Raw genomic sequence first — 23242 nt, forward strand, 5'->3', positions numbered from 1 at the left:
GTGCTCTTGGTGCGGGCCCTGAACCACCAGTCCATCCCCATGCCGCAACGCTTGTCCCCCGAACCCTGGCCAACGACACCGCCATACCATCCCGAAAGAAACGAACGTCATGACGCTCCCTCGGCCCGTGAATAAAAAAACCTACCCCCAAAAGGCCGGGGGCCGGGGGCCGGGGGCCGGGGGCCGAGGGCCGAGGGCCGAGGGCCGAGGGCCGGGGGCCGGGGGCCGGGGGCCGGGGGCCGGGCCCGGTGTACGGGCCCGGGGGCCGAGGGCCGGGGGCCGGGGGCCGGGGGCCGGGCCCGGTGTACGGGCACCCCTTGCGGGTGCCCCGTTGTTGCCGGGTGCAGCTTTGCGCCTTTGCGTCCAATCATCAAGCAACGGCGTTCACAGACTACTGAACATGTTTGAGAAGAATGACGGTCATTACCACGCCGGCCAACGCCATCGCGGGGAAGACCACCAACTCGACCACGCTAACAGGCACGCCGACCCGCGCCATGTTCAGCCCCATCAGACTGACGGCGATGCCAAGCGTTAGAAACTTGGTCAGGCCAACTGAGGCCAGCAGGTAGCCCCAGGCATGGCGGCGCAAGAGCAGGATGCCCGCTACGAGGCAGACCGGGACGACCAGCCCCAGATCCATCGCCTGGATGAACATGCTGGTGGTATTTTCTAGCGCGGGGATTGCCCCCGGTGCAAACGTGGCAGCGATGCGCCCTAGCCAGGCCAGCGAGAGAAAGGCGGCGGCGAAAAATAAGAGGCCGGCAATCCAACCGCGCGGCAGTTTTTCGGAGAAATGTGCGGGCAGGGTCTCCAGGTCAAAGGACATCATCACCATCACGAGGGCAAACAGGCTCAGGCTAAAGAGGGCGACATAGACCAGGAAGAGGGCATTGTAATGCGCGCCTACCATCATCGTGATGTAGGTGTACAGGATGAAGCCGAGCGTACCGGCCAGCAAGAGGCGTCCGCGCAGGGAGCCGCGCTGCGCCAGCCAGAAGGAGACCGCCAGCAAAGGGAGACCGAGCGTGAGCGCGATCAGGTCATTGGCTTGCATCTGGGCGGCCATGCTGACCGTATCCCAATAATACAGGCCACGTGCGTTGATGGTGACTTCCTCACCGCGGAAGGTCGTCAGTGGAAAGGATGTCCCCTCGGCGGGCCAGAGACCGGCCAGCGCAGCGAACAGGGTCAAGATGAAAATCGGCGGGATGAGCCATTTCAAAGCAGAGTTCATTGCATTATCCTATCGAAACTGCCTCGGCCCAGTGCTTGATGGCTTCCCAATCACGCTGATCGGCTTCGACGGCCTTGACCATCTTAGCGATGAAGCGATCCAAGAAAGAGAGGCGTGAGAAGTCCATCAAGCCGGTGAAGAAGACCTCGGGGGCCTCTGGGAGCAGAGCGCGGATACGTGCGGTGTACGCTTCGCGGGCAACACGGTTGGCTTCGTCGTCATCCGCATTGAGCATGTGGACGGTGAAGAGGGCGACGGGCAGGCTCTTCAAGGTCGCCTGGTTGGCTTCGATGAATTTGACGACCTCGGGCAACCAGTTGCCCATACGGATCGCGCTACCCAAGATGACGGCCTGGTAGCCAGCAAGCGACGCGACCTGTTTAACCGGCTTGACTTCAACCTTATAGCCGCGTGCCGTCAGGGTTTGACCAATCGCGACAGCGATTTCAGCGGTTGAGCCGGCGCGGGTAGCATAAGTAACAAGAACTTTTTGCGTCATGGAAGGATCCTTAGCTTTCATGAGTTGCCTCCAAGCTTGACTTTAAGTTCGATCAGGGTACAACCAAGATTGTGTAGGCTGCGAATAAGGCCAATCAAACCGGCCTGGTCGGCACGTAGGTTGTCCAGGGTGAACGTATTGAGCTCCATGGTCAGCGTGGTTCCGGCGGGGCAGTAATCAGTCAGGAAGGTTGGCTCTAGGTTACCGGAAAAACGCAAGGTATAGCGTTGTATGTCTGCCGTTGTGTTCATGGACTTGTCCTCATCTATGCATCGATTGTACAACGCACACAACCAAAACGGACTACATCTTCATGTAGTCCGTTTGCCCCACCCAATGTAGTCACGGGTTGCATGTTTGCAAGCTACTAGTAGTCTGTGAAGTAAGTTTGCTGCTCTCGGGCTTGGCTTCGACAAGCTCAGCCAACAGCGGGCGATGGGCGTTGCGAACGGACGGAGGCTGAGCCTGTCGAAGCCCCCGTTGGTATCAGCACACGTGTGTTACAGACGCCTACGCTGGCTGCATGGCAGCTGTTAAATCAAGCCCAGCGCCCGCGCACGCTCGACGGCCTGGACTTGTTTCGCAACCCCCAGTTTGCCGTAAATGCCCTTGACGTGATAGCGCACCGTATTGATGCTAATGATCAGCCGTTCCGCGATCTGGGCATAGGTCAGGCCTTCGGCGAGCAGGTAGAGCACTTCGCATTCACGCTCGGTCAGGGGTTCGATCAATTCCTGCGCAGGCAGCGCTTGCTGGTCAAGGTCGTTCTCGCTAAAGACACGCTGGTAGCCTTCCGGTTCGCCGAGTTGCCGGGCACGCGCCAGCCACGCGGTTCCACCGCCAGCCTTCGCACCCAGCACCAGGGCGTAGATCAAGGTACCCGTACGCCCATCGGTCTCGGCACTCTGCACGATGCGTTCGGCCAGCGCGAGTGCCTGCGGATGGTGGCGAGCTATCATCCAGCGCAGCCAGGCCAGGTGGATCGCATCGGTTCGATATGTGACCGGGGCTTCGGCAGGAATACCCGTTGCGGTCAAACTGGCTTCAGCTTCAGCCAACTGGCCCTGCGCCACGAGCAACGCCACCTGCTGCGCGACCCAATCTAGGCGCACCCAGGCTGGCGCGCCCTGGGCCAACAGTTCACCTGCGTCACGCAGATAGCGTGCAGCAGCTTCTGCCTCACCGGTCTCCTGGCACAAACGCGCCAGGGAGAGACTCGCGTAGATCGCCGAAGTCGGCTGGCTCGACAGTTGCGCCATCCGCAGCGCGTGCTGCAACAGAGCGCGTGCCTTGGCAACCTGGTTCCATTCATAATAGACCTGCCCGAGCACCGCATGCACCGTCCCAATCATCAACGGAGCCATCTGCACGGCGACTTCGGTACGCTCGAGCACAGCTTCGGCACTTGCCACCAGGCGACGCAAACGGCCCTGCGGCGACCAGATCAGCGCAAGATGGGCCACTGCCACCATCGCCGTCACATGGTCATCAATGGCCTGCGCAGCGTGCAGTGCTTCTTCCAAAGACGCAACGGCCTCATCGAAACGCCCGGCGACACGATACGCCACCCCCAACGCTAGGGCTGTAGACCCGACCAGCCGTGGCTGCGCTTCTGGCACCAGCGACCGGGCCTGCTGGGCCATGCCCAATGCCTCCAACATCTGGCCCTGCACCTGCGCCAGGAACGACTCCGCCGCCAAGATATCGGCCTGGAGCGCACGGGTTTCGGTCGCCTCCGGCGGCAGATCGGCGAGCGCAGCGTGGGCAGCCGCAAGGTAGGGGGTAGCCTGTTGATACGTGCCATGCAAGATATGCGCCCACACCAGGAGCGTATTGAGACGCGGGCTGCGCTGGCGCAACGCTTGAGGCAAGGCATGAATCCATTGCTGAAGCATCGGCGCATCTTCCCGCGTGAGCAAACGCCAGCCATACTCTTCCAACAAAGTCACCACGCGTTGCATATCACCCGCCGCACGCGCATGTTCGACGCTTGCAATGGGCATGTCATGGCGCTCATACCACTGGCTGGCGCGCTGGTGCAACCCAGGCAAGCTAGCGGCGTGCTTACGCTGCAATGTATGTTGGAGCAAGTCGGCAAAAAGGTGATGGTAGCGATACCAGCGCCCCTCGTCGTCGAGCGGGATAATGAACAGGTTAGCGGCCAAGAGGCGCTCGAGCATATCGGCGCTATCGCTGCGCCCGGTCACGGCGTCACAGAGATCACCGCTCAGCCGCGTCAGGATCGCGGTATCCCGCAAGAAGTGCTGAACCGAGGAGGGCTGGCGAGCTAGCACCTCCTCAGTCAGATAACTCAGAATGAAGCGGTGCGATCCACTGAGGGCCGCAACAAAAGCGGTGGGGTCGGCATGTGTTTGCAGCGACAAGCCTGCCAATTGCAAACCGACAGCCCACCCTTCCGTGCGCTCAGTCAAGCGAGTCAGATCCGCCTCGGTCAGCGCCAAGTCCATCCCCGTCTGGAGAAAAAGCGCAGTTTCGACCTCGTTAAAGCGCAGGTCAGCCGCACGAAGCTCGGTCAGTTGATCGCGAGCGCGCAGCCGGGCCAGCGGCAGCGCGGGATCCTCGCGTGTCACCAACACCAGATGCAAGCCCACAGGCGGGTGCGCCAACAGCGCCTGCACAATACTCAAGATCGCCGGACGCTGGATGACATGGAAGTCGTCGAACACACAAACAAAAGGCGTCGGCGACGGTTCGACGGTCTGGCGATCCACGTAGGCAGCCTCGAGATCGTTGAGCAGCGTGGTCACCAGGGTGGCCTGAGAGGGCAAATGACCAGCCCGCAGCACGGGCAGCAGCTCAGCGCCGATGTCCGGATGCACCTGCTGCAGCGCAGCGACCAAGTAGGTGCAAAAACGGAGCGGATCGTCATCGGCCTCGTCCAACGACAGCCATGCGACAGCACCGTTGAGGTGCGCGATCCACTGCGCCGCCAGGGTCGTTTTGCCATAGCCAGCCGGGGCCGCGATCAACGTCAACGGATGCCTGGCCTCTAATCCAGCGTGAAGACGCGCCACCAACCCTGGACGGGCAAGCGCCCGGCGCGGCGGCGCAGGCCGGTGCAACTTGGGCATCAACAATAAGGGTGTAGCAAGCGTACGCATAGAAGCCATTATACCTATCTTCATCACCCACGCTCATTCCATGCCCACGGCAGGGCGCAGCAGCGAATGGGGTGGCCCGTGCGCTTGAGATATGCACCCCCTACTGTGCCGACGGGTACACTTGCATAAAGTGCATGACTTCGGCATGGGTGGGGCTGTTGAGCACGCCGGGGAAACTGGCGCATACCATGCCTGCGACGGCTGCCGCATACTGGATGGTCTGCTCATCGCTCCACTGCTGCAACATGCCATAGATGACGCCGGCCCGAAATGAATCACCCGCCCCGGCACTGTCGATCACATTGACTGCATAGGGCTTCAACTGCTTGCCAGGCGTCCCTTTGCGGCCATACAAGATGGCTTCATCACCCACGGTAAGCACAACCAACCCTTGCGCACGTTGCTGGTAGGCGGCAAACAATTCCGCTAACGCGACATGGGGATAGGCTCGGTTGCGAAATTCCCCCGAGATGATCACGGCGGCAGCGCTACTCGCCAAGGCCTGGTCGTACGGGCAATCAATCGAGACAAAGGGTACACCCAACTCGACGGCGTAGGCGCCGACCAGGGCGCTTTCGGCCTGAAACGGTGGGTCAACACAGACCAACCGCGCTTTGGCGAGATCGTCTTTCCTGGGGATATTCCACTTCCGGGTCGTGGACAAGAGATCAACGTAGTTGCCAAAGATCGTCCGGCTGCGATCGTCGGAAAAGACGATTTCCCGCACCCCGGCAAAGCCTGGCTCGACCCGCAGGCGCTGGGTGTCAATGCCGTAACGAGCGATGGTTGCCAACAAGCGCTCGCCAACTGGCGTAGCGCCAATCCAGTTGCCATCGAGTTGGACGCTTACCCCCAGGCGGCTCAAGACAATCGCCGAATTCAGGGCCTCGCCACCGGTCATGAAATGGCTCGCGGCAATCTCGGCGTAACTATCGGGTGAGGGGAACGCCATGCTCAGCAGATGCAGTTCGCTGGAAGCGATAACGCCATACGCATAGACATCGAACTCTTTCATGCTCTTATTCCTTTGCCCTTCTCCAGGGCCATGCTTGGGGAAGATACAGATGTTTTCCTGGGCAGCAACCGCAGCAACGCCACCGCCGCCACCGCATACAGCACCGAAATGACGGCGAAGAAAGCGACGTCGCCCGCAAAGAAGCGTAACGCCTGTTCAAAACTTCATCGCCGCTAACCAGGCGGCGAGACCCTCTTCGCGGGCTTTGAGGTCATCTCGCGTTGCGTCGTACGCGCCGGGCCGGTACTCGCCGGCAATGTTGCCATCAAGCATAAACAGCACTCGCTCGGTTCTGGCGGCCACCCTGGCATCATGCGTGACGAGCATGATGGTTGTGCCTGTGCGATGAATCTCGCCCAGCAGCGCCATGATCTCGTTGGCCGCGGTGGAATTCAAGGCCCCAGTCGGTTCGTCGCCAAAGATGATCTGCGGGTCGCTCATCAGGGCCCGGCAGATGCCAACGCGCTGCAGTTGGCCCCCCGACGCCTGGGTGATGTCACGCTTTTCTAGGCCCGCCAGGCCGGTCTTTTCCATCAGCATGTGCGCTTTTGCGGTAACCTGCGCCCTGTTGGTACGCCGCTTGCGGAGCGATGGCAGCATGATGTTATCGAGAATGTTCAGGTTTTTCAGCAGGGTTGGCTGTTGGAAGACAAAGCCCATGCTTGTGCGACGCATATCGGCGAGCGCGTTGTCGTTGAGTTGCGCCAGATCGACGCCAGCAAAGCGTATACTACCACTGTCAACGCCATCCATGCCACTCAAGGCAAAGAGCAGCGTTGATTTTCCCGAACCCGACGGCCCCATGACCGCCACAAACTCACCTGCGTTGATTTCAACCGAGACGTCGTCGAGCACCTTGCGCTTTTCGTCGCCCGCGCCAAAGGTCTTGACGATGCGTTCCCCAACCAGAAGCTGCTGCATCATATTCACTCCTTAATATGTTCCGCGATGCTGATCCGTCCTGCGTCGAATGTGCCGACGATGGTGGCCGCGAGCGTCACGACCGTGAGCAGCAATGGGCTGAGCAGATACGCAAACAGCGGATTGATGACGAAGGTAAAAGAGGCGGCCCCAAAGGAGGCGATCACCGCACCCGCCAGCGCCTCGCCCAGCGTGTTGGCGAGGATCGTGCCGAGCACAATGCCGACCACCAGGACACAGGCTGCCCGCGCTATATACTGCACCTGAATGTCAGTGTTGGTAAAACCAAACGCCTTCATCACGGCAATCGCGTATCGATCCTTGGCCACGAGCATCCGCATAAACAACAGGGTGATCAGCAGGGCGATGGTCAGCGCAATGCCGATGGCGGCAGAGGCGGCCTTGCCAATGCCGCTGATGGTGGCACCATAGGTCTGCGCAATAAATTCGTCAAGATCCGAGACCTTGGCAAAGGTAAACCGGCCCGCATAGTCCACAAGTTTGGCGTCAAGCAGCGTCGCATCGACAAGTTCGGCGCTGATCACGCTCCACATAATGTCGGCTGAAGGATCGGTAAAGATCGCCTTGGCGGTTTTGCCGCCGTTCGTTACGTCAGAATAGATGCCGCACACGGTGAGGTTTTGCTCGTGACCGGCGATGCGCAAGGTCAGGCTATCCCCGACGTTCTTGCCCATCTCGTTGGCGTGCATCACCGACAGCGCAATTTCGTTCTCGGCAAGCGGGGCGCGCCCGGCAGCATAGGCCAGGGGAAAGATCGTATGGTCACCGAGTTCAACCTTGATCCGCTCCTCGGAGCCATCCTCCAGGCGGGCGCTGAAGGTCTGGGTGGTCAGCACGACAAAGGCGGCGATGTCGCTGTCATGCGCCAAGGCGGTGGCGATGGCCGCCGCTTTCGCGTCGATCTGGTCAGTCTGCTGAAGATCAAAGCGCAGATCGCTGTTGCCGACACCCATGTAGGTGCTGAAACTCTTGGCCGCGATCGTGTTGGCCAAGTTCTGCGGGACGATGATGATGAACGCCGCGAGCACGAGCACAGCGAGCATGGTGGCATAGAGCTTTTTGCGAGCGAGCACATCTTGCAGGCCCAGCAAGACATTGGTGTCTAGCACCTTGTTCATACTCAGGTGGAAACGCTGGCCCCCGCTGGATGTTTCCTGGGCGATACCGAAACGGATCGCCTCGCCGGGAGAGATGTGATGAAAGCGCCCAAGTACCCCGTTCACGTACGCGATGATGGACAAAAAGACTAGCAGCACACTGATCGCCCCAACAAGCAGGGCGAGGGAAGCACGTCCGCTCTCACCGAAAGAGAGGCGCATCTGCTCAAGTAGCACGCCCTGAAAGAGAAACGAAAGCGCAAAACCGAGCAGGCTGCCCACCGCTGCAATCCCAGCGTATGTCGCCAGGTAGATGCGCTTGATGTCAGCGACGCGCAACCCAATGGCTTTCATCACCCCGATTTCGCGGTAATCATCCTCGATCTTCGCCAGCAGCGTGAAGCGGATGCACAGGAATGCGACGGCAACAACCAATGCGCTTACCAGAAGCAGAACCGCAATCATCATGCCATCCGAGAGGCCGTTGAGCATGCGGTAGAGCGGATAGGTAAGCGTCGGCCCATTGGCTTCGAGGCCCGCAGCGGTGTAGGCGGCCTCAAATGCGCCCAGGTTGTCAAGGTCGTGCAGCCGGAACTCAATCAGGTACTCCATACTGCCGAACGGCTCGAGGGCCGCAAAATCGTGCTGGCTGACCAAAAAACGCTTGGACGACGAGAGTAGCGAATTCATCTGCGCATCGCGGAGAAAGCCAGCCACGATAAATGGCTTCCCAGCCACCTCGACCCGCTCACCGAGCACGGTCGTGCCATCCTGCAGATAGTTGACCGGGACATACAGCTCCCCATCGGCAACCTGAATAATCTCCCCATCGAGGTCGAGCAGAAAATCGAACTGCTCATTCTGCACCACAAAGCCGTTATCCTGGACGCTGCGCGCCAGTGAACCACCAGGAAACACCATCTGCGCACCGTCGAGATTGAGAAACTCCACAACCTGGAATGCAGCGACTGCCTCGTGCTGTTCGGCAAAAGCCGTCAACCGCCCCATATCCAGGGTCCCCGCGTGCATCTGCATAAAATGCGGCGTCTGCGCCCGCGTCATAAGCGCATCGATCGCCCCTGAAAGGTTGATCATAAGGATCGCCGCCAGCGTCACCAGCATAGCTGCGACGGCAACAAAGAGCATCGTCGTCAACGTGATCGCTTTGTTCTTCACGATATCGTTGTAGATCGCCCGATAATACATACCATAACTCCTGCGACACAAAGCATCTTGCCGACACTACTCATCCAGTTGGCGAAACAACGTCAGGCTCAGGCCCAGATCACAGATACGTTGGAGCATACCGTCCAGGGCGGCCTGGTCAACAAGGGGGCCACAGAGGATCGTCTCGCCAGCGGGGCTATAGGCGACCGTGAAACCCTCGAACCAGATCAAGGTGTTTTGGCCCAAATGACCTTTGAAACGGATTTCATAACGCATGTTGTCGTTGGGTGTGTTCATAACCCAACGATACCGCAAACCAAGGCCGCTCTGGAACACACCAGGGTGGGATGTACCAAAAAAAGCACCTAACACTTTGGTGTTATACCAATGCCCGTTGAGTTGGTCGCATTGTCACCCTGAGCGGAGCGAAGGGTCTCAGGCGTTCCCACGGCAGAGATGCTGAGCGCAGCGAAGCATGACAAGGCTGCGAGCATGTCAGAAAACGTACGTTCCGGCCCACTCAGGCCAAACAACGTTCAGACCAACGCTAACCGGCGCGCTTCAATGATGGCCTGAGCACGACGGCTGACCCCCAGCTTGCCATAGAGATTGTTGACATGGCGCTTGACCGTGTTGAGCGCAAGCAAGAGTTCATCGGCAATCTCCTGGTTCGACTTGCCCGCGCAGATCAGCCGCAAGACGTCAAGTTCCCGTTCAGTCAACGGCTCGATCAACGGCTGCCCTGGCAAGGACGTGCTGGCAACGGCGGTCTGAGTCTCGGCAAGCGCAGCATCCAAGAAACGATTGCGAATAGAGACGGCGATCCGTTCTGCCTGGTGAACAGCATCCTGTGCCAGGGTCGGGTTACCTTGCGCGTGATGCAAACGCGCTGCAATCAGATAACCCTGTGCAAGATAATATTGGTGACCGTTTCTTCGCGCTGTTTCTAAGCCCTGGGCGAGCAGCGTTTCGGCTTCGTCCCATGCTCCCTTCGCACACAAGACATCGGCCAACGCCAACTGAATCAAACAAAACGCCGGATATGCGGCATACGCGGGTTGTTCAGCAAGTGACAATTCATAGCGACAGATTTTTTCTGCGTGCTCGATCCGACCTTGCGCCAGGCTGATCTTGGCCCATTCCATGGTCGCGTGCGCGAGCGCAAAAAAATTGCCGCATGCGCGTGCATGCGTACTGACACGGCTCAGGTAAGCATCGGCCTGCGCAAGATCGTTGGCGGCGACATAGTTATACCCCATCTGTGAATAACACGCGGTGTACCCCATCGCAACCACGATCGGTCCAAAGGTGTGACGAAACCCAGCGACCGTTGGCAAGAGTTGTTCGATTTCTTGAATGGCAGCGGCGACCTCGCCTTGATGCCGCATGACGACGGCGCGCAACAGCATCACTTGATGCAAAATGATGTTGTACTCGGGATGGTCCACGGGCAATGCACCTGCGGCAACCATGCGTTCAAAGGCTTGCGTAATATCATCGAGATAGGCATCAATCTGCGCATAATCGCCGCGAATAAAGAGCGTCCAGCAATACGCCACGCCTAAGGGCGGGGATTGACGCAGCAAATCACCAGGCAACGACTCAAGCCATTGCACGGCCGTAGCGAGGCGGCCCGTGTGGTAGATCCGCCGCCAATTGTCAACCACAAGGCGGCTCACATAGGCGTAATCGGGAATGGCGAAAGCATGATGCAACGCTTCTTCTGGGTAGCCGTTCGCCTGAAACCATTCCGCAGCACGGCGATGCAGCGCTGGCAACGCGTCGGCTTGGGTGCGTTTCAAATGACTTTTGAGAAATTCGGCGAAGAGATGATGATAACGAAACCAATAATGCTCGGCATCCAGGGGGATCAGGAAAAGATTACGGCGTTGCAGATCCGAAAGCGCATGCTCACTCGCAGTCTTTGCGGTTACTGCATTGCACAAAGGGGCACACATGCGTTGGAGGATGGAGGTTTCGAGTAAGAATGCTTGCAATGAGGCTGGTTGGCGGGTCAAGACTTCTTCGACCAGATATTCAAGCACAAGGTGTTGACTGCCCGTGAAGGCTTGAATGAAGGTATGGACATCAGCACGATCCTGCAGCGAAAGCGCAGCAAGCTGTAAGCCAGCAATCCAACCCTCGGTACGAATTTCGAGCGCCTCCACATCAGCGGCAGGCAGCGCCAAGTTCATCAAGCCATTGAAAAAGACCGTGGCCTCATCGGTACTGAAACGCAGATCAGCAAGGCGCACCTCGGTCATGTGCCCGCGTACGCGCAAACGGCTCATGGGGAGCGGCGGATCCGTTCGCGTGGCAATGACGAGATGCAAGGCAGGCAGCGCATGTTCAAGCAGGGTCTTCATCGCTGCATGAATATCCGCATTCGAAATCACATGATAATCATCAAGAATCAGGATGAGCGCCTGGTTGCCGACGGCCACATCATTCACCAGGGCAGTAAGAAAGCGTTGGACATCAAGATCTTGCGCATCTTCCAACAGCGGCAACGCGGTCTGCCCCAAGGCTGGCGACACCGTTTGGAGAGCCGCAACAAAGTAGCGCCAGAAACGCAGCGGATGGTTGTCACGGTCATCAAGTGAAAGCCAGGCCACCTGCCCCTGATACGCGGTAATCCACTGAGCCAGCATGGTTGACTTGCCATAGCCAGCCGGCGCCGAAACAACCGTCAGCAATTTTCCCGCCTGCAAACCTGCCGTCAAGCGCTCAATCAGTTGGGGACGATGAATGATGTTAGGAGGAACCGAGGGGATAAAGAGCTTGGTTAACAGAAGCGAAGCATCCATGGATGAGTTCCGTTCAATCCTTCACCCACATAACAATAACACTATACACGACAATCAAGCGTTTGGAAAAGACCGCTGGATCGCGAGACACTGTAAGGCCGAAGCACGTGCCAGCCATAACATCCAGCGATAGCGCTGAGTCCGTAGCACATGCTTGGGCCCGACAGATGTCGTTGTGTCCACAGACGCGGCGGGGATGAGGTAGCGCCCCAGCGTATCTTTCTGCTATCGTACAAAATTTCAAGTCAGTGACAGCCCGACGGATCAACCATGCCGACAGCACGCCGGGGCGACGGGTCTGGCAGGAGGACTACTACGAGCATAGTATTCGCAATGAGGCTGATCTGCAGCGTATTCGGGGCTACATCAACGCAAATCCGTCGCGCTGGCGTGCATAAGATCCATCACCGCCGATGATCGGCCCGTGGCGCGACGAGGCACGCCATGGCGACCGACGCTGGAAGGCCGAAGCACGCGCCACAGACGCCTCTCCAGCAAGAGAGTCCATGTGGGGCGCGTGCTTCGGCCTTACGGGTGGCGGGAGGACGACGGGCGGGGTAGGGGACGACGGGCGGGGGTCATCGTCGGTCGCGAGGATGATGCTGAGGGTGGTCGGCCACGCCTGCGGCGAACCGGGGCGCGGGGTGAAGGGCACCAGATCGATCATGTGCGTGCTCCATGCAAACAACACGATTTCAGGTGGATTGTAGCACGTATTTGCTTTTCTCGCAAGGCACGATGCCTGGCGACAAGGCCATCATCGTGACGAGCCTGACTCCAGACGTGGAGCCGGGTCGCGACGACGGCACAACGGTACGCTGCCACATTTGCGACGATGTCCCTGTACGGCGCTACGTGTATCGTAGCCTCCCGGTGCGTGTCTCTGTCGGCATAGTAGCAGGCGTGGGTAACAGGAATGGGCCCAGGTCGCCCACCGCCGGTTCTTGGTAGTTTCCGTTCCGTTTCTCCCGGCGCAGGGGATACAGGCACAGGGCGCGGTGAGGCTCATCCGCCAACAGGTGTTGCGTTTGCGGTTCCGCCGTCACGAGCGGCCCGGCTCAGAGCAGCACCATGCCCCGCCTGACATCGGCAAGCAGGTCGTGCGACGGCTTGACCTGGACGCTGAAAAAGGTGTTCCACCAGCCGCGGCGCAGGTGCATGACCGGCTGGATCGGCAGAAGCTCTGGCGAGTTGGGAAAGACCCAGGAGGAGCGCTTGACCCGTAGCTCGCCGGTGATAGGCGCGCCGTCAGGGGCGCGAAACACGAGCGTCCAGGTGGCGGGTAGCTGGACGAAGGCGTGCTGAAAGATGATCGTCCACTGGTCGGCAGGACAGGGAATCGTGCGAGGCATGCGGCGTTCTCCTGCGCGCAAGCACGGCCTGGTGTCGGCTCCAGTATAGCCTATGCCCAGATCGTTCCGCTTCTCCCGTAAGCTGGCTATGGCGTGTTCGGTTCCGCCGTCATCAGCAGCCAGGTACGGCGCTACAGACGGCTTGACCAGAACCGGCTGAGTCAGGTGGAAGTGCAAAAGCGTAACGGCGGCGTTCCGTATTTGCGACGATGTACATGTACGGCGCTACGGTGATGCTCTACGCACGCAGTGGAGCAACCAGGTTGCCCCGAGGCTCGCCGGACAAGGGAGTGCCCAATACGCCGTAACGCCGTACAAAGCCTGTGCTCAAGCGCTACCTTACCCGACACGTCCCGTCACCCGGTGGTGATCTTGATCATATTGGTGGCGGAGAGGCGCAGCTGCGGACACACTTCCTGGGGCAGGCACGATTCTGGTTGCTGCTGCGGCCCTACGTCCCCGCGCCCCACGGACGCGGTGATGCCGGGGATGATCCGCCCGTCGCCAGGGATCATTCCCGCCCCGATGATCGCGTTGGGGCGCCAAACCTCGTCACAACATACTGGATCTGCGTCACTTTTGGTGCATAGCGGCAAACAGAACATTCAACGTCATCGGTTTGCCGCAGCCCAGTCAGACGCCCTGGATCGTCTACACCAAAAGTGACGATGAGCCGACATGGGCTCATCGTCACTTTTGGTGCATAGCGTCAAGCAGAACATTCAACGTCATCGGTTTGCCGCAGCCCAGTAAGACGCCCTGGATCGTCTACACCAAAAGTGACGAAGAACCACCATGTCATGGCGAGGTTTGCGGGCGCAACTCGCGGAGCACTGCTGCGACCTGATGCGATGCTGCCCGTAGCCTGGCCGTGCGCCAGATGCTACGCGAAGTGGCGTGACACTAGCGCAATCTATGCTGGTGAGCGCCGCGTGTGGGATAGTCTTGCGGTGCAGCTAGTGCGCTGATCCATTGGTTTGAAAGAGGATGATTGTATTAGTTACATTCATCGTAATCTAACATGAAGTGATTAAACAGAAACGAGTTACCCCCCACAATTGGTGTGCCTCTGAAAAATCCGTAAGGATTAATCACTCTTGCCTTACTATAGCTATTAATCAATTTCCCTAGGCTCTTAGGTATAGGAGTCCATGGTGCCTTGACCAATGCCCAACTAACCCCTTTTTGCTTGGCATATCGGAGACTAGCAAAAACATTCCTACCTGCCCCACCAGAGTATAATGGTGTGACACCAAACTTTGCTTCCATTAAAGATATTATTTTTTTACCATGATACTTTACTCCATCGGGAACAAAGTTTATTCCCTTGTAAGAAATTTTACTTCCAGTATATTTATTGTAATTCGATGCAATTCTGGCAAATGGCTCATGCAGATACCTGCCCATATTGCTCATCATTGATCTCTTAAAGTTTGTAGGAATATGCTTCCAGATAGCAGAGGATGCTTTCTGCCCCATCGGTGCTAAGGCTTTCCCTGCACCAAAGAGCAAACCTCCAGCCGCTGCACCAATGAGAGCGCCTTGTGCAACTTTATCCCACTGAACATCTTGTCCATGTAATAGATCACTAGCTATTTGTGTCACGGCGCCACCAGCAGCACCTCCTCCCACAGCGCATCCAACTCCCAATGTCACACCACAAATACCTCCTGTTACAGCTCCCCCAATAGCGCTAGCACCAACTTCCTTCCAATCAACGCTACCAGTTGTAACAGCTTGTGTTACAGCGCTTACTGCACCGCCAATAATAGCTCCTCCCACAGCTCCTAAGGCTGCACCAATACACCATGGACAGTATCCATACGGATCAACTAGATTCACCGGGCTGTTGTACACGTACTGGTACCGATGCAGGCTCCGCGGTTCGCTGAACTGCCCCCGGTACGGGTCCTGGCTCATCCAGGTGCCGGTGTCGGGGTCATAGTGGCGGGCGTAGAACTCGTAGAGTCCGGTGTGCTCGTTCCACTCCTGGCCGGTGAAGGTGTAGTGGTTGTGCGGGTCGCTGAAGTTGCCCTTCGGCAGCTCGATCTGGCCGTACGGCTCGTAGCGGTAGTTGTGGCTGCTCTGGCCCTGCTGCTTGGTCAGGCCCGCGACCGAGCCCAGCCCGTCGTAGTGATACCAGTAGACCTGGCCCGCCGTGCCGCTTGGGAAGTGGTGCAGCTGTAGGATGCGCCCCTGGTCACCGCGGTAGAAGTTCTCGTACTGGGGGTTCCAGGTGTTGTACTCGGCGATCGGATCCAGCCCGTCGTAGACGTACTCCACCTGCTTGGTGCCGCCCCCGCCCGTCTTCGGGTCGTAGCTCTTCACGACGCGCCGCCCGTTGCCGTCATGGGCCATGGTGGTCACGGCGCGCTCGACGCGGTTGCCCTGCAGGTTCTGCTGGTAGTCCTGCACGACGACCAGGCGGTTCTCGGGGTCGTAGCGGTAGTCACTGCCCTGGATGCGCGGACCCTGCGGGCCGGGGAATTCTTTGTTGATGCGGTTGCCATTGGCGTCGTAGGTGTAGGTGACGGTCTGCAACTCGCCACTGGCCCCATTGTTGGCCTCGCCCGCAAGGCGCAGCTTCGCCAGGAGACTGGTCGCGATGCCCTGGTTGCGCAACTCGCCCTCGGCCTGGTAAGTTTCGACCTGGGCGCGCAAGCTGGCCAGGGCGGAGTCCACCGCTGCGACGTTCGGTGTGGGATTGCCGTAGAGCTGCGCGAGCAGCGCGTCGGCACGGGCCAGCAGGTCACGCGCAGCTGCGCTGTTGATGCCCTTGCCCTGCTGGGCAGCGACTTCGTGGCGGAAGGCGTGCAGCGCCTGGGCGCTGTTCTCGGCCCGCTTCAGGCCGGGGCTGCCGGGGTGGGTGTCGCCGACGACGCTCAGCAACTGGTTGATCGCGTTGTAGCTGTAGTGCAGCGTCTTGCTATCGAAGGGCCGGTTGGTCGTGCTGCTGTCGTTGGTCGTCAGCGTCAGCCGATTGCCGACCGCATCAAAGGTATACGCCGTCCAGATGCCTTGGCTGTCCTCGTCGCGCACTAGGCGGCGCAGCGGGTCGTAGCTGTAATTGCTGGTGACCACGCTCGGATTACGCCAGGCGTAGGTCGCCTCCATGCTCACGCGCTGGCCGACGACGTCGTAGCGGTAGACGAAGCGGCTGTTGACGGTGTTGGCCCCGCCGATCTGCTGGTTCTCGACACTCAGCAGCCGGTTGGCCTTGTCATAGACCTGGGTCGTCACCGTGCTGTTGGGGTTCTCCTGGCGCACGACCTGACCCACGCCGTCACGGATATAGCGCGTGGAGCGGCCCTCAGGATCGGTCGTGCTGGCCAGCCAGTTGTTCTTGAGGTAGCTGGAGGTGACGATCCGCCCATCGGGGTAGGTCAGGCTCAGGCGGTTGCCGACCGGATCGTAGCCAAAGGCGGTACGCCGCTCGTGGACATCCTGCTCCTCGATTAGCCGGTTGAGCGCGTCGTAGCTGCGCGTGGTGGTGCCGAGTTCGTTGCCGACCGTCAGGACGTTGTTATTCTCGTCGTAGGCATAGGCGACGAACGTCCCGTCGTGGTAATCCACGCGCTGGAGCTGGTCGTCGGGGTAGTAGCCGTAGGTCGTGCGGTTGCGCAGCGCATCAATGCGCTCGACCCGGTTGAAGGTCTTGTCGTAGGCGTAGCTCCAGCTGTTGCCGAGCGCATCCACTTCGCGGGTCAGGCGATTCAGCCCGTCGAAGCTAAAGCTGGTCGGGTTACCGTTGGCGTCGCGGATCAGGACCAAGTTGCCGGCTTCGTCGTAGCTGTAGCGCGTGGTAACGTTGACATCCACGCCGACGGGCTGGCCGGGCTGCTGGTTGAAGGTGACGCTGCTCAGGCGGTAGAGCGGGTCGTAGCCGTAGCCGGTCACGATGCCGTCGGCCTCGGTCATAGCCAGCAGGTTGCCCATCCAGTCATAGCCGTAGGCGGTCGTCTCGTTCTCGGCGTTGGTGCGCGTCGCCACGCGATCGAGCGCATCGTAGGTCGAGCTACTGGTGTGCCCGTTGCCGTCGGTGCGGGTCAGCGGGTTGCTGTTGGCGTCATACGTCCAACTGGTCACGTAGCCTTCGGCGTCGGTGCGACTGAGCAGCCGGTAGACGACGTCGTAGGCGAAGCTGGTGGTATGCCCGTTGGCATCGGTCTCGGCCAGCAGGTTGCCCACCGGATCATACTGGTAGCGCCAGACCCCAGCGAGGTTGTCGGTGAAGCTAATGACCCGATCCAGGCCGTCGTAGGCATACGTGCTGGTGAAGCTGCGCGCATCGGTGAGGCGGATCAGGTTGTCGAGCTGGTCGTAAGCGAAGCTGACCGCGTGGCCTTCGGGGTTGGTGATCCGCACCAGCCGGTTGAGGCCGTCATACGCGCTGGTGGTGGTATGGCCGTTGGCATCGGTGACTGCGATCAGGTTGTTGACGCGGTCGTACCCGAAGCTGGTCGTGCCGCCTTCGGCATCGAGCGTACGCACCCGGCGCAGGTCAGCGTCGTACTGGTGCTCGGTGACGTACGTGCCACGCGGGTCGTAGATGAAGCGCAGGTTGCCTGCAAGATCATAGTCAAAGCGCGTGGTGACGTTCTGCGTGCTGCTCGCCGCCTCGCCGGGGCGCTCGTTCTGCACCAGGGCTTCCAGGCGATCCAGCGCGTTGTAGCGGTAGGCCGTGACGATGCCATTGGGATCGGTCTGGGCCACCAGGTTGCTGTTGGCATCGTAGCCAAAGCTGGTCGTCTGCTGGAGCGCATCGCTGACGCTGGCGAGCCGGTTGGCGGCGTCGTAGCTGAAGCTGGTGCTGAAGCCACGCGGGTTGGTCAGCGTGGTCAGGTTGCCCATGGGATCATAGGCATAGGTCGTCACCTGGGCGGCGGCGCTCTCCTCGCGCACCAGCCGATCCAGCAGGTCGTAGCGGAAGCTGGTGCTGATGCCGTTGGCATCAGTGAGGGTCAGCAGATTACCGACCAGGTCATAGCTGAATTGGGTCGTGACGTTGGTATCGGCGCTGGCGGGGACACCGGGCACCGCATTGGCAATCGCGGTAACCACGCGATCCAGGTCGTCGTAGACCAGTTCCTGCACTTGCTGGACGGCGCAACTCTCCCCTTCCAGCGGACTATTGCAGCGGATCAGCGCGGTCAGGTTGCCGACGCCATCGTAACGGAAGAAGGTATGGCTCTGCTCGGGAGCATGCTCGGCTACCTGGTTATAGACCGCATCGTAGGCAAAGGTCCAGACCCGACCCTCGGCATCCTCGACGCGCACGAGGTTGTTCATCGCATCGTAGGCGTAGCTGGTCGTAAACCCAAGCGGGGTCACCTCGGCAACAAGCTGCTCGGCCTCGTCGTAGCGGAAGCGCGTGACATCGCCATTGGCATCGGTCGCCGTGATCAGGTTGTCGTTCTTGTCGTAGCTGTAGCGCAGCGTAAAGCCGAGCGGACCATCGAGTTGGATCAGGTTATCGTTGCCATCGAAAGTGTAGGTGCTGGTAAAGCCGCGCCCATTGGTGGTTGTGCTAAGGCGCCCCAGGCCATCGTAGCTGAACTGCACCTGATCGCCAACGCCGTTGGTCGAACTGCGCAGGTCGCCAGTCGTAGCGTCATAGGTGTTGGTCGTCTGGTTGCCGTTGAAATCGGTAATGTTTGTTGGCAAGCCACGGGCATCGTAGCTAAGCGTACTCGTATCACCGGCAGCATTGGTGATGCCGATCAGATTGCCCCGCGCATCATAGTCAAAGCGCGTGACCCGCCCTTCGGCATCGGTGAACTGCGTCACCTGGTCGAGGTCATTAAAAGCCCAGGCGCGGCTCCAGCCGAGTGGCCCGGTCTCACTCAGGCGATTACCACGGTCATCATACGTATACGTGTAAACTCGCCCGAGCCGGTCAGTGAAGGCAGTCCGGTTGAAGTCGTCGTCGTAGCCATAGGTCTCGGTGAACCCGAGGGCATCCTGCATGGCGATCAGGCGCCCCATGTCATCGTAGGTATAGGTCGTCGGCTGATCGAAGCTATCGGTCACGATGGTTTCGGTCAGATCGTCGCTATAGCTGAAGCGATAGGTTTCCTGGAACCCAACGACCTGTTGCTGAACCCGGAACTCATCGTCATACGCGATCTGCAGGAAGGGATGGCCCTCAGGCGTGATGATCGCCGTGAGCTGCTGATCGTCGCTGTAGCGATATTCGGTGGTATGACCACGCGCATCGGTGACGCTGGTCAGGTTGCCGTCGGTGTAGGCATAGGTGAGGGTCTTGCCCTCCGGCGCGTGGATCGCGGTAATGAAACCGTCGGCGTTGTAGTCGAAGCGGATCACCCGCCCGCTGGCATTCTCGACCCGCACGAGGTACTCACCCTCGTAGAAGAGAGTTACTTTATTGCCATTGCGGTCGCGCCGGGCCACCAGCAACCCCTCGCCATTGAACTCCTCCACCACCAGGGTGCGCTTATTGCGCAACTCATACCCGGTAGCGGTCTGCGTTAAAACATCAAAGCTGAAGGGGGTCAGGGGCACAAACGCATCCCCAGCGCGGCGGAAACTCACCACGCGGCCATCGGGATAGAAGACCTGCGCGCCCTGCATGAGCAGGTTATCCACGACGAGCATGCGCACCGCGTAGGGGAAAGCCCAGGCGCGCCCGAAGTATTGGGGCGGGCCGGCGATCACCTCTGCCTTGACGTCACCTCCGCTTTCGGTATAGCGCGTGGTACCCCCACCACTCCCGAAGGCAGCCAGCGAGTTGTAGGCACGATCAATGGCCAGCGTGGTATCGCCCACGCCAGCAACAGTCAGATCACGGAAGCTATCGGTATAGTTGCCGTTGTAGGTATTGACCGGATCGCCCGCCCCTGCCTGGAAGCCTGGCGACGAAGGCGCGGGATCGCAATCAGAAGCATGCAACAGACATTGCTGACCAAAGTTCCCGGCTTGACTTGCCGACACGGCCAGCGGCCCGCCACTGGGGAAGTAGGCATCATTGCCCGACGTATCAACCGCATAGACACGATATTCATTGTTGCCCCTCGTCGGGCCATTGGCAAGCGCAAAGCCATAGAGGTCACCGCCCAGCGCCTGCATCGGGTAAACCGTACCATTGAAGGTGAGGTCAACCCGTGCCACGGCCCGGTTGTCGGTAACGAGCGCCCGCACCTCGATCCCACCCATCCCATCCTGGAAGATATCGAGGTAGTGGATCGTCGGCGGGGTCGTATCTGCCTCCGGCAGTACCCCATCAGCGCCTTCACAGGTATTCTCGAAGGTAAAGCGGCCCTCATCAGCCGTCAGCGTGTACGTTTCCTGGTTGGTGAAGGCGCGGCACGGCGCGTATCCCACCAGATTATCGCCAGCGGGGCTGATGCGGGCAGCTTTGAAGGAGAAGATCAGCGGCGTGCCGGGCTCAAGTTTGTGGGGATAGGCATAGATCCATGGACCGATGGGTAACGTGCTTACAAAGGGTTGCTGACCTTCGGCCTCAACCACCAGCGTCAACTGGATGCTGGCACTGCCTGTATACTGCGGCGCAGCATCGACTCCCGTGGTGAAGGTAAGCTTGATTTTCTGAATCTTAGGGTCGCCCTGAATGGGAGGGTCGTACTCTTTCAGCTCACCTGTCACAGCGATCTGGCCTTGTCCAGGGATGGCTGGGAAGTACCGGTGTGCCTCGACGACTGTATCGTTCTTACTGATAAAGCCCTTCTCAAGGAAGAGCACATCTTGGCCAACGAAGTTGTTGCCGTTCTCATCAACAAAAGTAGCGGGGGCCTGGGTCGGATTCGGGTTGCCGGTCTGCGGCACACCAAGCCAGCCACTCGGTCCACCTTCTTGCTGATACTTGGTGACATATTCGGGCTGCAGGAAGAAGAAGGCACCCTCAGCATAGAGCAGTGAACCAATCGGGAAGTGCTGGGCATAGGCACCACCAAAGGCAATCACATCCGTTGTTGGTGCGCCACCGAGCGCGTCCAGCGTGCGCAACTCACACTCGTCAATAAAGGCTTGGCGAATCGCTGTTGATGCGCCATTCCCAGCCCCGGCTGTTTCACACGCACTCAACTCAGGTGCTTGGGGCGCAAGGCTCAGCAGCGCAAACTCGGTGAAGTGATCGGTGGTAGCCGTAATCACCCCTGCCGCTTGATCCACCACTGAAGGTAGGGCGGTCCAGGTCTGATGGGCAGCATCACGGTAGTAGAGGGCGAGGCCCGAGCCATTCTGGCTGTTGTACGCCACCCGCAGGTTGAGTGGGCGATCAAACTGGTGTACCGGGTTGCCCTGGGCATCCTCGGCGGTGAGTTGGAAAAAGACGTCGGCGTGCTGGTAGCCCGTCACCGACTGGACAGGCAATGGGCGATAGGTGATCGTCGTGAGACTATCGACCGCCCCGACGGGCACATGTAATTCGACACGCCCATCACTGGATTGGAGTACGTCACCGCGGGTGGGTGCAACTGCGACTTGATCCTGTCCATCAACCGGAACCGCCGTCGCCGTCGCCGAAACGGCCGTCGCTGTGGGCATAGCGGGAACCGCCGTCGCCGTCGCCGAAACCGCCGTCGCCGTGGGCATAGCGGGAACCGCCGTCGCCGTCGCCGAAACCGCCGTCGCCGTGAGCGTGGCGGGAACCGCCGTCGCCGTCGCCGGAACCGCCGTCGCTGTCGCCGGAACCGCCGTCGGACTGACCGGAACCGCCGTCGCCGTGGGCATAGCGGGAACGGCCGTCGCCGTCGCCGAAGCCACCGTCGGGCTGGCCGGAACCGCCGTCGCCGTCGGACTGACCGGAACCGCCGTCGCCGTGGGCATAGCGGGAACGGCCGTCGCCGTCGCCGAAGCCACCGTCGGGCTGGCCGGAACCGCCGTCGCCGTCGGACTGACCGGAACCGCCGTCGCCGTGGGCGTGGCGGGAACCGCCGTCGCCGTCGCCGAAGCCACCGTCGGGCTGGCCGGAACCGCCGTCACCGTGAGCGTGGCGGGAACGGCGGTTGCCGTCGCCGGAACCGCCGTCGGACTGACCGGAACCGCCGTCGCCGTGGGCATAGCGGGAACGGCGGTTGCCGTCGCCGAAGCCACCGTCGGGCTGGCCGGAACCGCCGTCACCGTCGGACTGACCGGAACCGCCGTCGCCGTGGGCGTGGCGGGAACGGCGGTTGCCGTCGCCGAAGCCACCGTCGGGCTGGCCGGAACCGCCGTCGCTGTCGGACTGCTCGGAACCGCCGTCGCCGTGGGCGTGGCGGGAACGGCTGTTACCGTGGGCGTGGTTGGTGCAGCCGTTAACGTCGGACTAGCTGACGTATCGGGTGTAGTGGTGACGACTGGGGTGATCGATGGGTTTACTGGAGCAAAATCAGCACCTTCTTGATCACCATCGACCTGTACGAAGGGCAGATAGATCGTAAAATCCCCTTGTGCCTGTACATCTGGTGGGGCCCGCGCCTCACTGGGCGCAGCAGCAGGGCGCTGAGGGGATTCGAGTGATTCACTTGGCGTAGCAGTTTCAGTTACAGTGCCCGTCCCAACAGCAACTGCCTCCTCCGTCGCAACCGCAGTTGCGGGCGGCTCATCGTGGACGGCCTGGTTCGCCAAGGCCTGGATCATGTCTGCAGACGAACGAGAATCAATAGCGACAGCCAGGGGGTTAGGCGGGGTTGGCGGTATGACCGAAGGGACGGCGGGCACCACGAGGCCGAGTGGTTCCATGCGGGTAGGGCCATCACTTGTGCCAAACAGCGGATCAGCGTCCGGCCCGATGGCTGCCTCAAGTGCAGATCGAATCGGATCGGGAAACGGATCCAGTAGCGCTTCAGGATTTTGTGGCAGTGGATAGTCGCGTGTTAACCCGCGGTGCGCTGCGGTGGTGGCGCGGGTCACCGGGGGTGTGAACGAGAAGTTACCGACGATCAGGGCGAACAGGAGACAGAAGCTAGCGAAACGGTAAACCCGTGATGTCGGCTGCATAGTCGTTCCTCGGTGGCGGCACCTTCCTATGACAGGCTACCGCGAGG

Annotated in this window: 12 protein-coding genes; 1 reads left to right on the top strand and 11 read right to left on the bottom strand. The window is 60.1% G+C overall.

What is annotated here, in order from left to right; all coding sequences use genetic code 11:
- Positions 1-391: 391 nt before the first annotated feature.
- From A9Q02_RS16115 to A9Q02_RS24910, 9 genes are all read right to left on the bottom strand, one after another.
- Entirely contained in the window at positions 392-1237 is an 846-nt protein-coding gene (locus A9Q02_RS16115; protein WP_097654113.1) for a hypothetical protein, read from the bottom strand.
- A 4-nt stretch (positions 1238-1241) separates the two neighbouring features.
- Positions 1242-1736 (bottom strand): flavodoxin domain-containing protein, encoded by a 495-nt coding sequence (locus tag A9Q02_RS16120; RefSeq protein ID WP_245860583.1) that lies wholly within the window; start codon positions 1734-1736, stop codon positions 1242-1244.
- 17 nt (positions 1737-1753) lie between these two features.
- On the bottom strand, positions 1754-1987 hold the full coding sequence (locus A9Q02_RS16125; RefSeq protein ID WP_097654115.1) for a hypothetical protein: 234 nt from the start codon (positions 1985-1987) through the stop codon (positions 1754-1756).
- 282 nt (positions 1988-2269) lie between these two features.
- Positions 2270-4867, bottom strand: a complete 2598-nt coding sequence (locus tag A9Q02_RS24320; RefSeq protein ID WP_172451049.1) for a winged helix-turn-helix domain-containing protein — start codon at positions 4865-4867, stop codon at positions 2270-2272.
- Between the two features lie 91 nt (positions 4868-4958).
- Positions 4959-5873 (bottom strand): carbohydrate kinase family protein, encoded by a 915-nt coding sequence (locus tag A9Q02_RS16135; protein ID WP_097654117.1) that lies wholly within the window; start codon positions 5871-5873, stop codon positions 4959-4961.
- 156 nt (positions 5874-6029) lie between these two features.
- Positions 6030-6797, bottom strand: a complete 768-nt coding sequence (locus A9Q02_RS16140) for an ABC transporter ATP-binding protein (protein WP_216361538.1) — start codon at positions 6795-6797, stop codon at positions 6030-6032.
- A 2-nt stretch (positions 6798-6799) separates the two neighbouring features.
- Positions 6800-8347 (bottom strand): FtsX-like permease family protein, encoded by a 1548-nt coding sequence (locus A9Q02_RS16145; protein ID WP_425430796.1) that lies wholly within the window; start codon positions 8345-8347, stop codon positions 6800-6802.
- 807 nt (positions 8348-9154) lie between these two features.
- On the bottom strand, positions 9155-9376 hold the full coding sequence (locus tag A9Q02_RS16150) for a hypothetical protein (RefSeq protein ID WP_097654131.1): 222 nt from the start codon (positions 9374-9376) through the stop codon (positions 9155-9157).
- A 239-nt stretch (positions 9377-9615) separates the two neighbouring features.
- The gene (locus tag A9Q02_RS24910; protein ID WP_097654119.1) at positions 9616-11886 is read right to left on the bottom strand and encodes a winged helix-turn-helix domain-containing protein; all 2271 of its coding nucleotides are present in this window, start codon (positions 11884-11886) and stop codon (positions 9616-9618) included.
- A gap of 227 nt (positions 11887-12113) precedes the next feature.
- Between A9Q02_RS24910 and A9Q02_RS16160 the strand changes: the two genes are divergently transcribed.
- Positions 12114-12284: a transposase gene (locus A9Q02_RS16160; protein WP_097654120.1), complete on the top strand. Its 171-nt coding sequence runs from the start codon at positions 12114-12116 to the stop codon at positions 12282-12284.
- A 660-nt stretch (positions 12285-12944) separates the two neighbouring features.
- Here the strand turns inward: A9Q02_RS16160 and A9Q02_RS16170 are convergent.
- A complete protein-coding gene (locus A9Q02_RS16170; protein WP_097654122.1) occupies positions 12945-13238 on the bottom strand; it encodes a hypothetical protein in 294 nt (97 codons plus the stop codon).
- 996 nt (positions 13239-14234) lie between these two features.
- Entirely contained in the window at positions 14235-23195 is an 8961-nt protein-coding gene (locus A9Q02_RS16175; protein ID WP_097654123.1) for an RHS repeat-associated core domain-containing protein, read from the bottom strand.
- Between the last annotated feature and the right edge of the window lie 47 nt (positions 23196-23242).

The sequence above is a fragment of the Candidatus Chloroploca asiatica genome, from assembly GCF_002532075.1.
Classification (GTDB): Bacteria; Chloroflexota; Chloroflexia; order Chloroflexales; family Chloroflexaceae; genus Chloroploca; species Chloroploca asiatica.

Bases quoted from the DNA above. Each gene is read 5' to 3' on its own strand.
- A9Q02_RS16115 (WP_097654113.1), bottom strand. From the start codon at position 1,237: ATGAACTCTGCTTTGAAATGGCTCATCCCGCCGATTTTCATCTTGACC.
- A9Q02_RS16120 (WP_245860583.1), bottom strand. From the start codon at position 1,736: ATGACGCAAAAAGTTCTTGTTACTTATGCTACCCGCGCCGGCTCAACC.
- A9Q02_RS16125 (WP_097654115.1), bottom strand. From the start codon at position 1,987: ATGAACACAACGGCAGACATACAACGCTATACCTTGCGTTTTTCCGGT.
- A9Q02_RS24320 (WP_172451049.1), bottom strand. From the start codon at position 4,867: ATGGCTTCTATGCGTACGCTTGCTACACCCTTATTGTTGATGCCCAAG.
- A9Q02_RS16135 (WP_097654117.1), bottom strand. From the start codon at position 5,873: ATGAAAGAGTTCGATGTCTATGCGTATGGCGTTATCGCTTCCAGCGAA.
- A9Q02_RS16140 (WP_216361538.1), bottom strand. From the start codon at position 6,797: ATGATGCAGCAGCTTCTGGTTGGGGAACGCATCGTCAAGACCTTTGGC.
- A9Q02_RS16150 (WP_097654131.1), bottom strand. From the start codon at position 9,376: ATGAACACACCCAACGACAACATGCGTTATGAAATCCGTTTCAAAGGT.
- A9Q02_RS24910 (WP_097654119.1), bottom strand. From the start codon at position 11,886: ATGGATGCTTCGCTTCTGTTAACCAAGCTCTTTATCCCCTCGGTTCCT.
- A9Q02_RS16170 (WP_097654122.1), bottom strand. From the start codon at position 13,238: ATGCCTCGCACGATTCCCTGTCCTGCCGACCAGTGGACGATCATCTTT.
- A9Q02_RS16175 (WP_097654123.1), bottom strand. From the start codon at position 23,195: ATGCAGCCGACATCACGGGTTTACCGTTTCGCTAGCTTCTGTCTCCTG.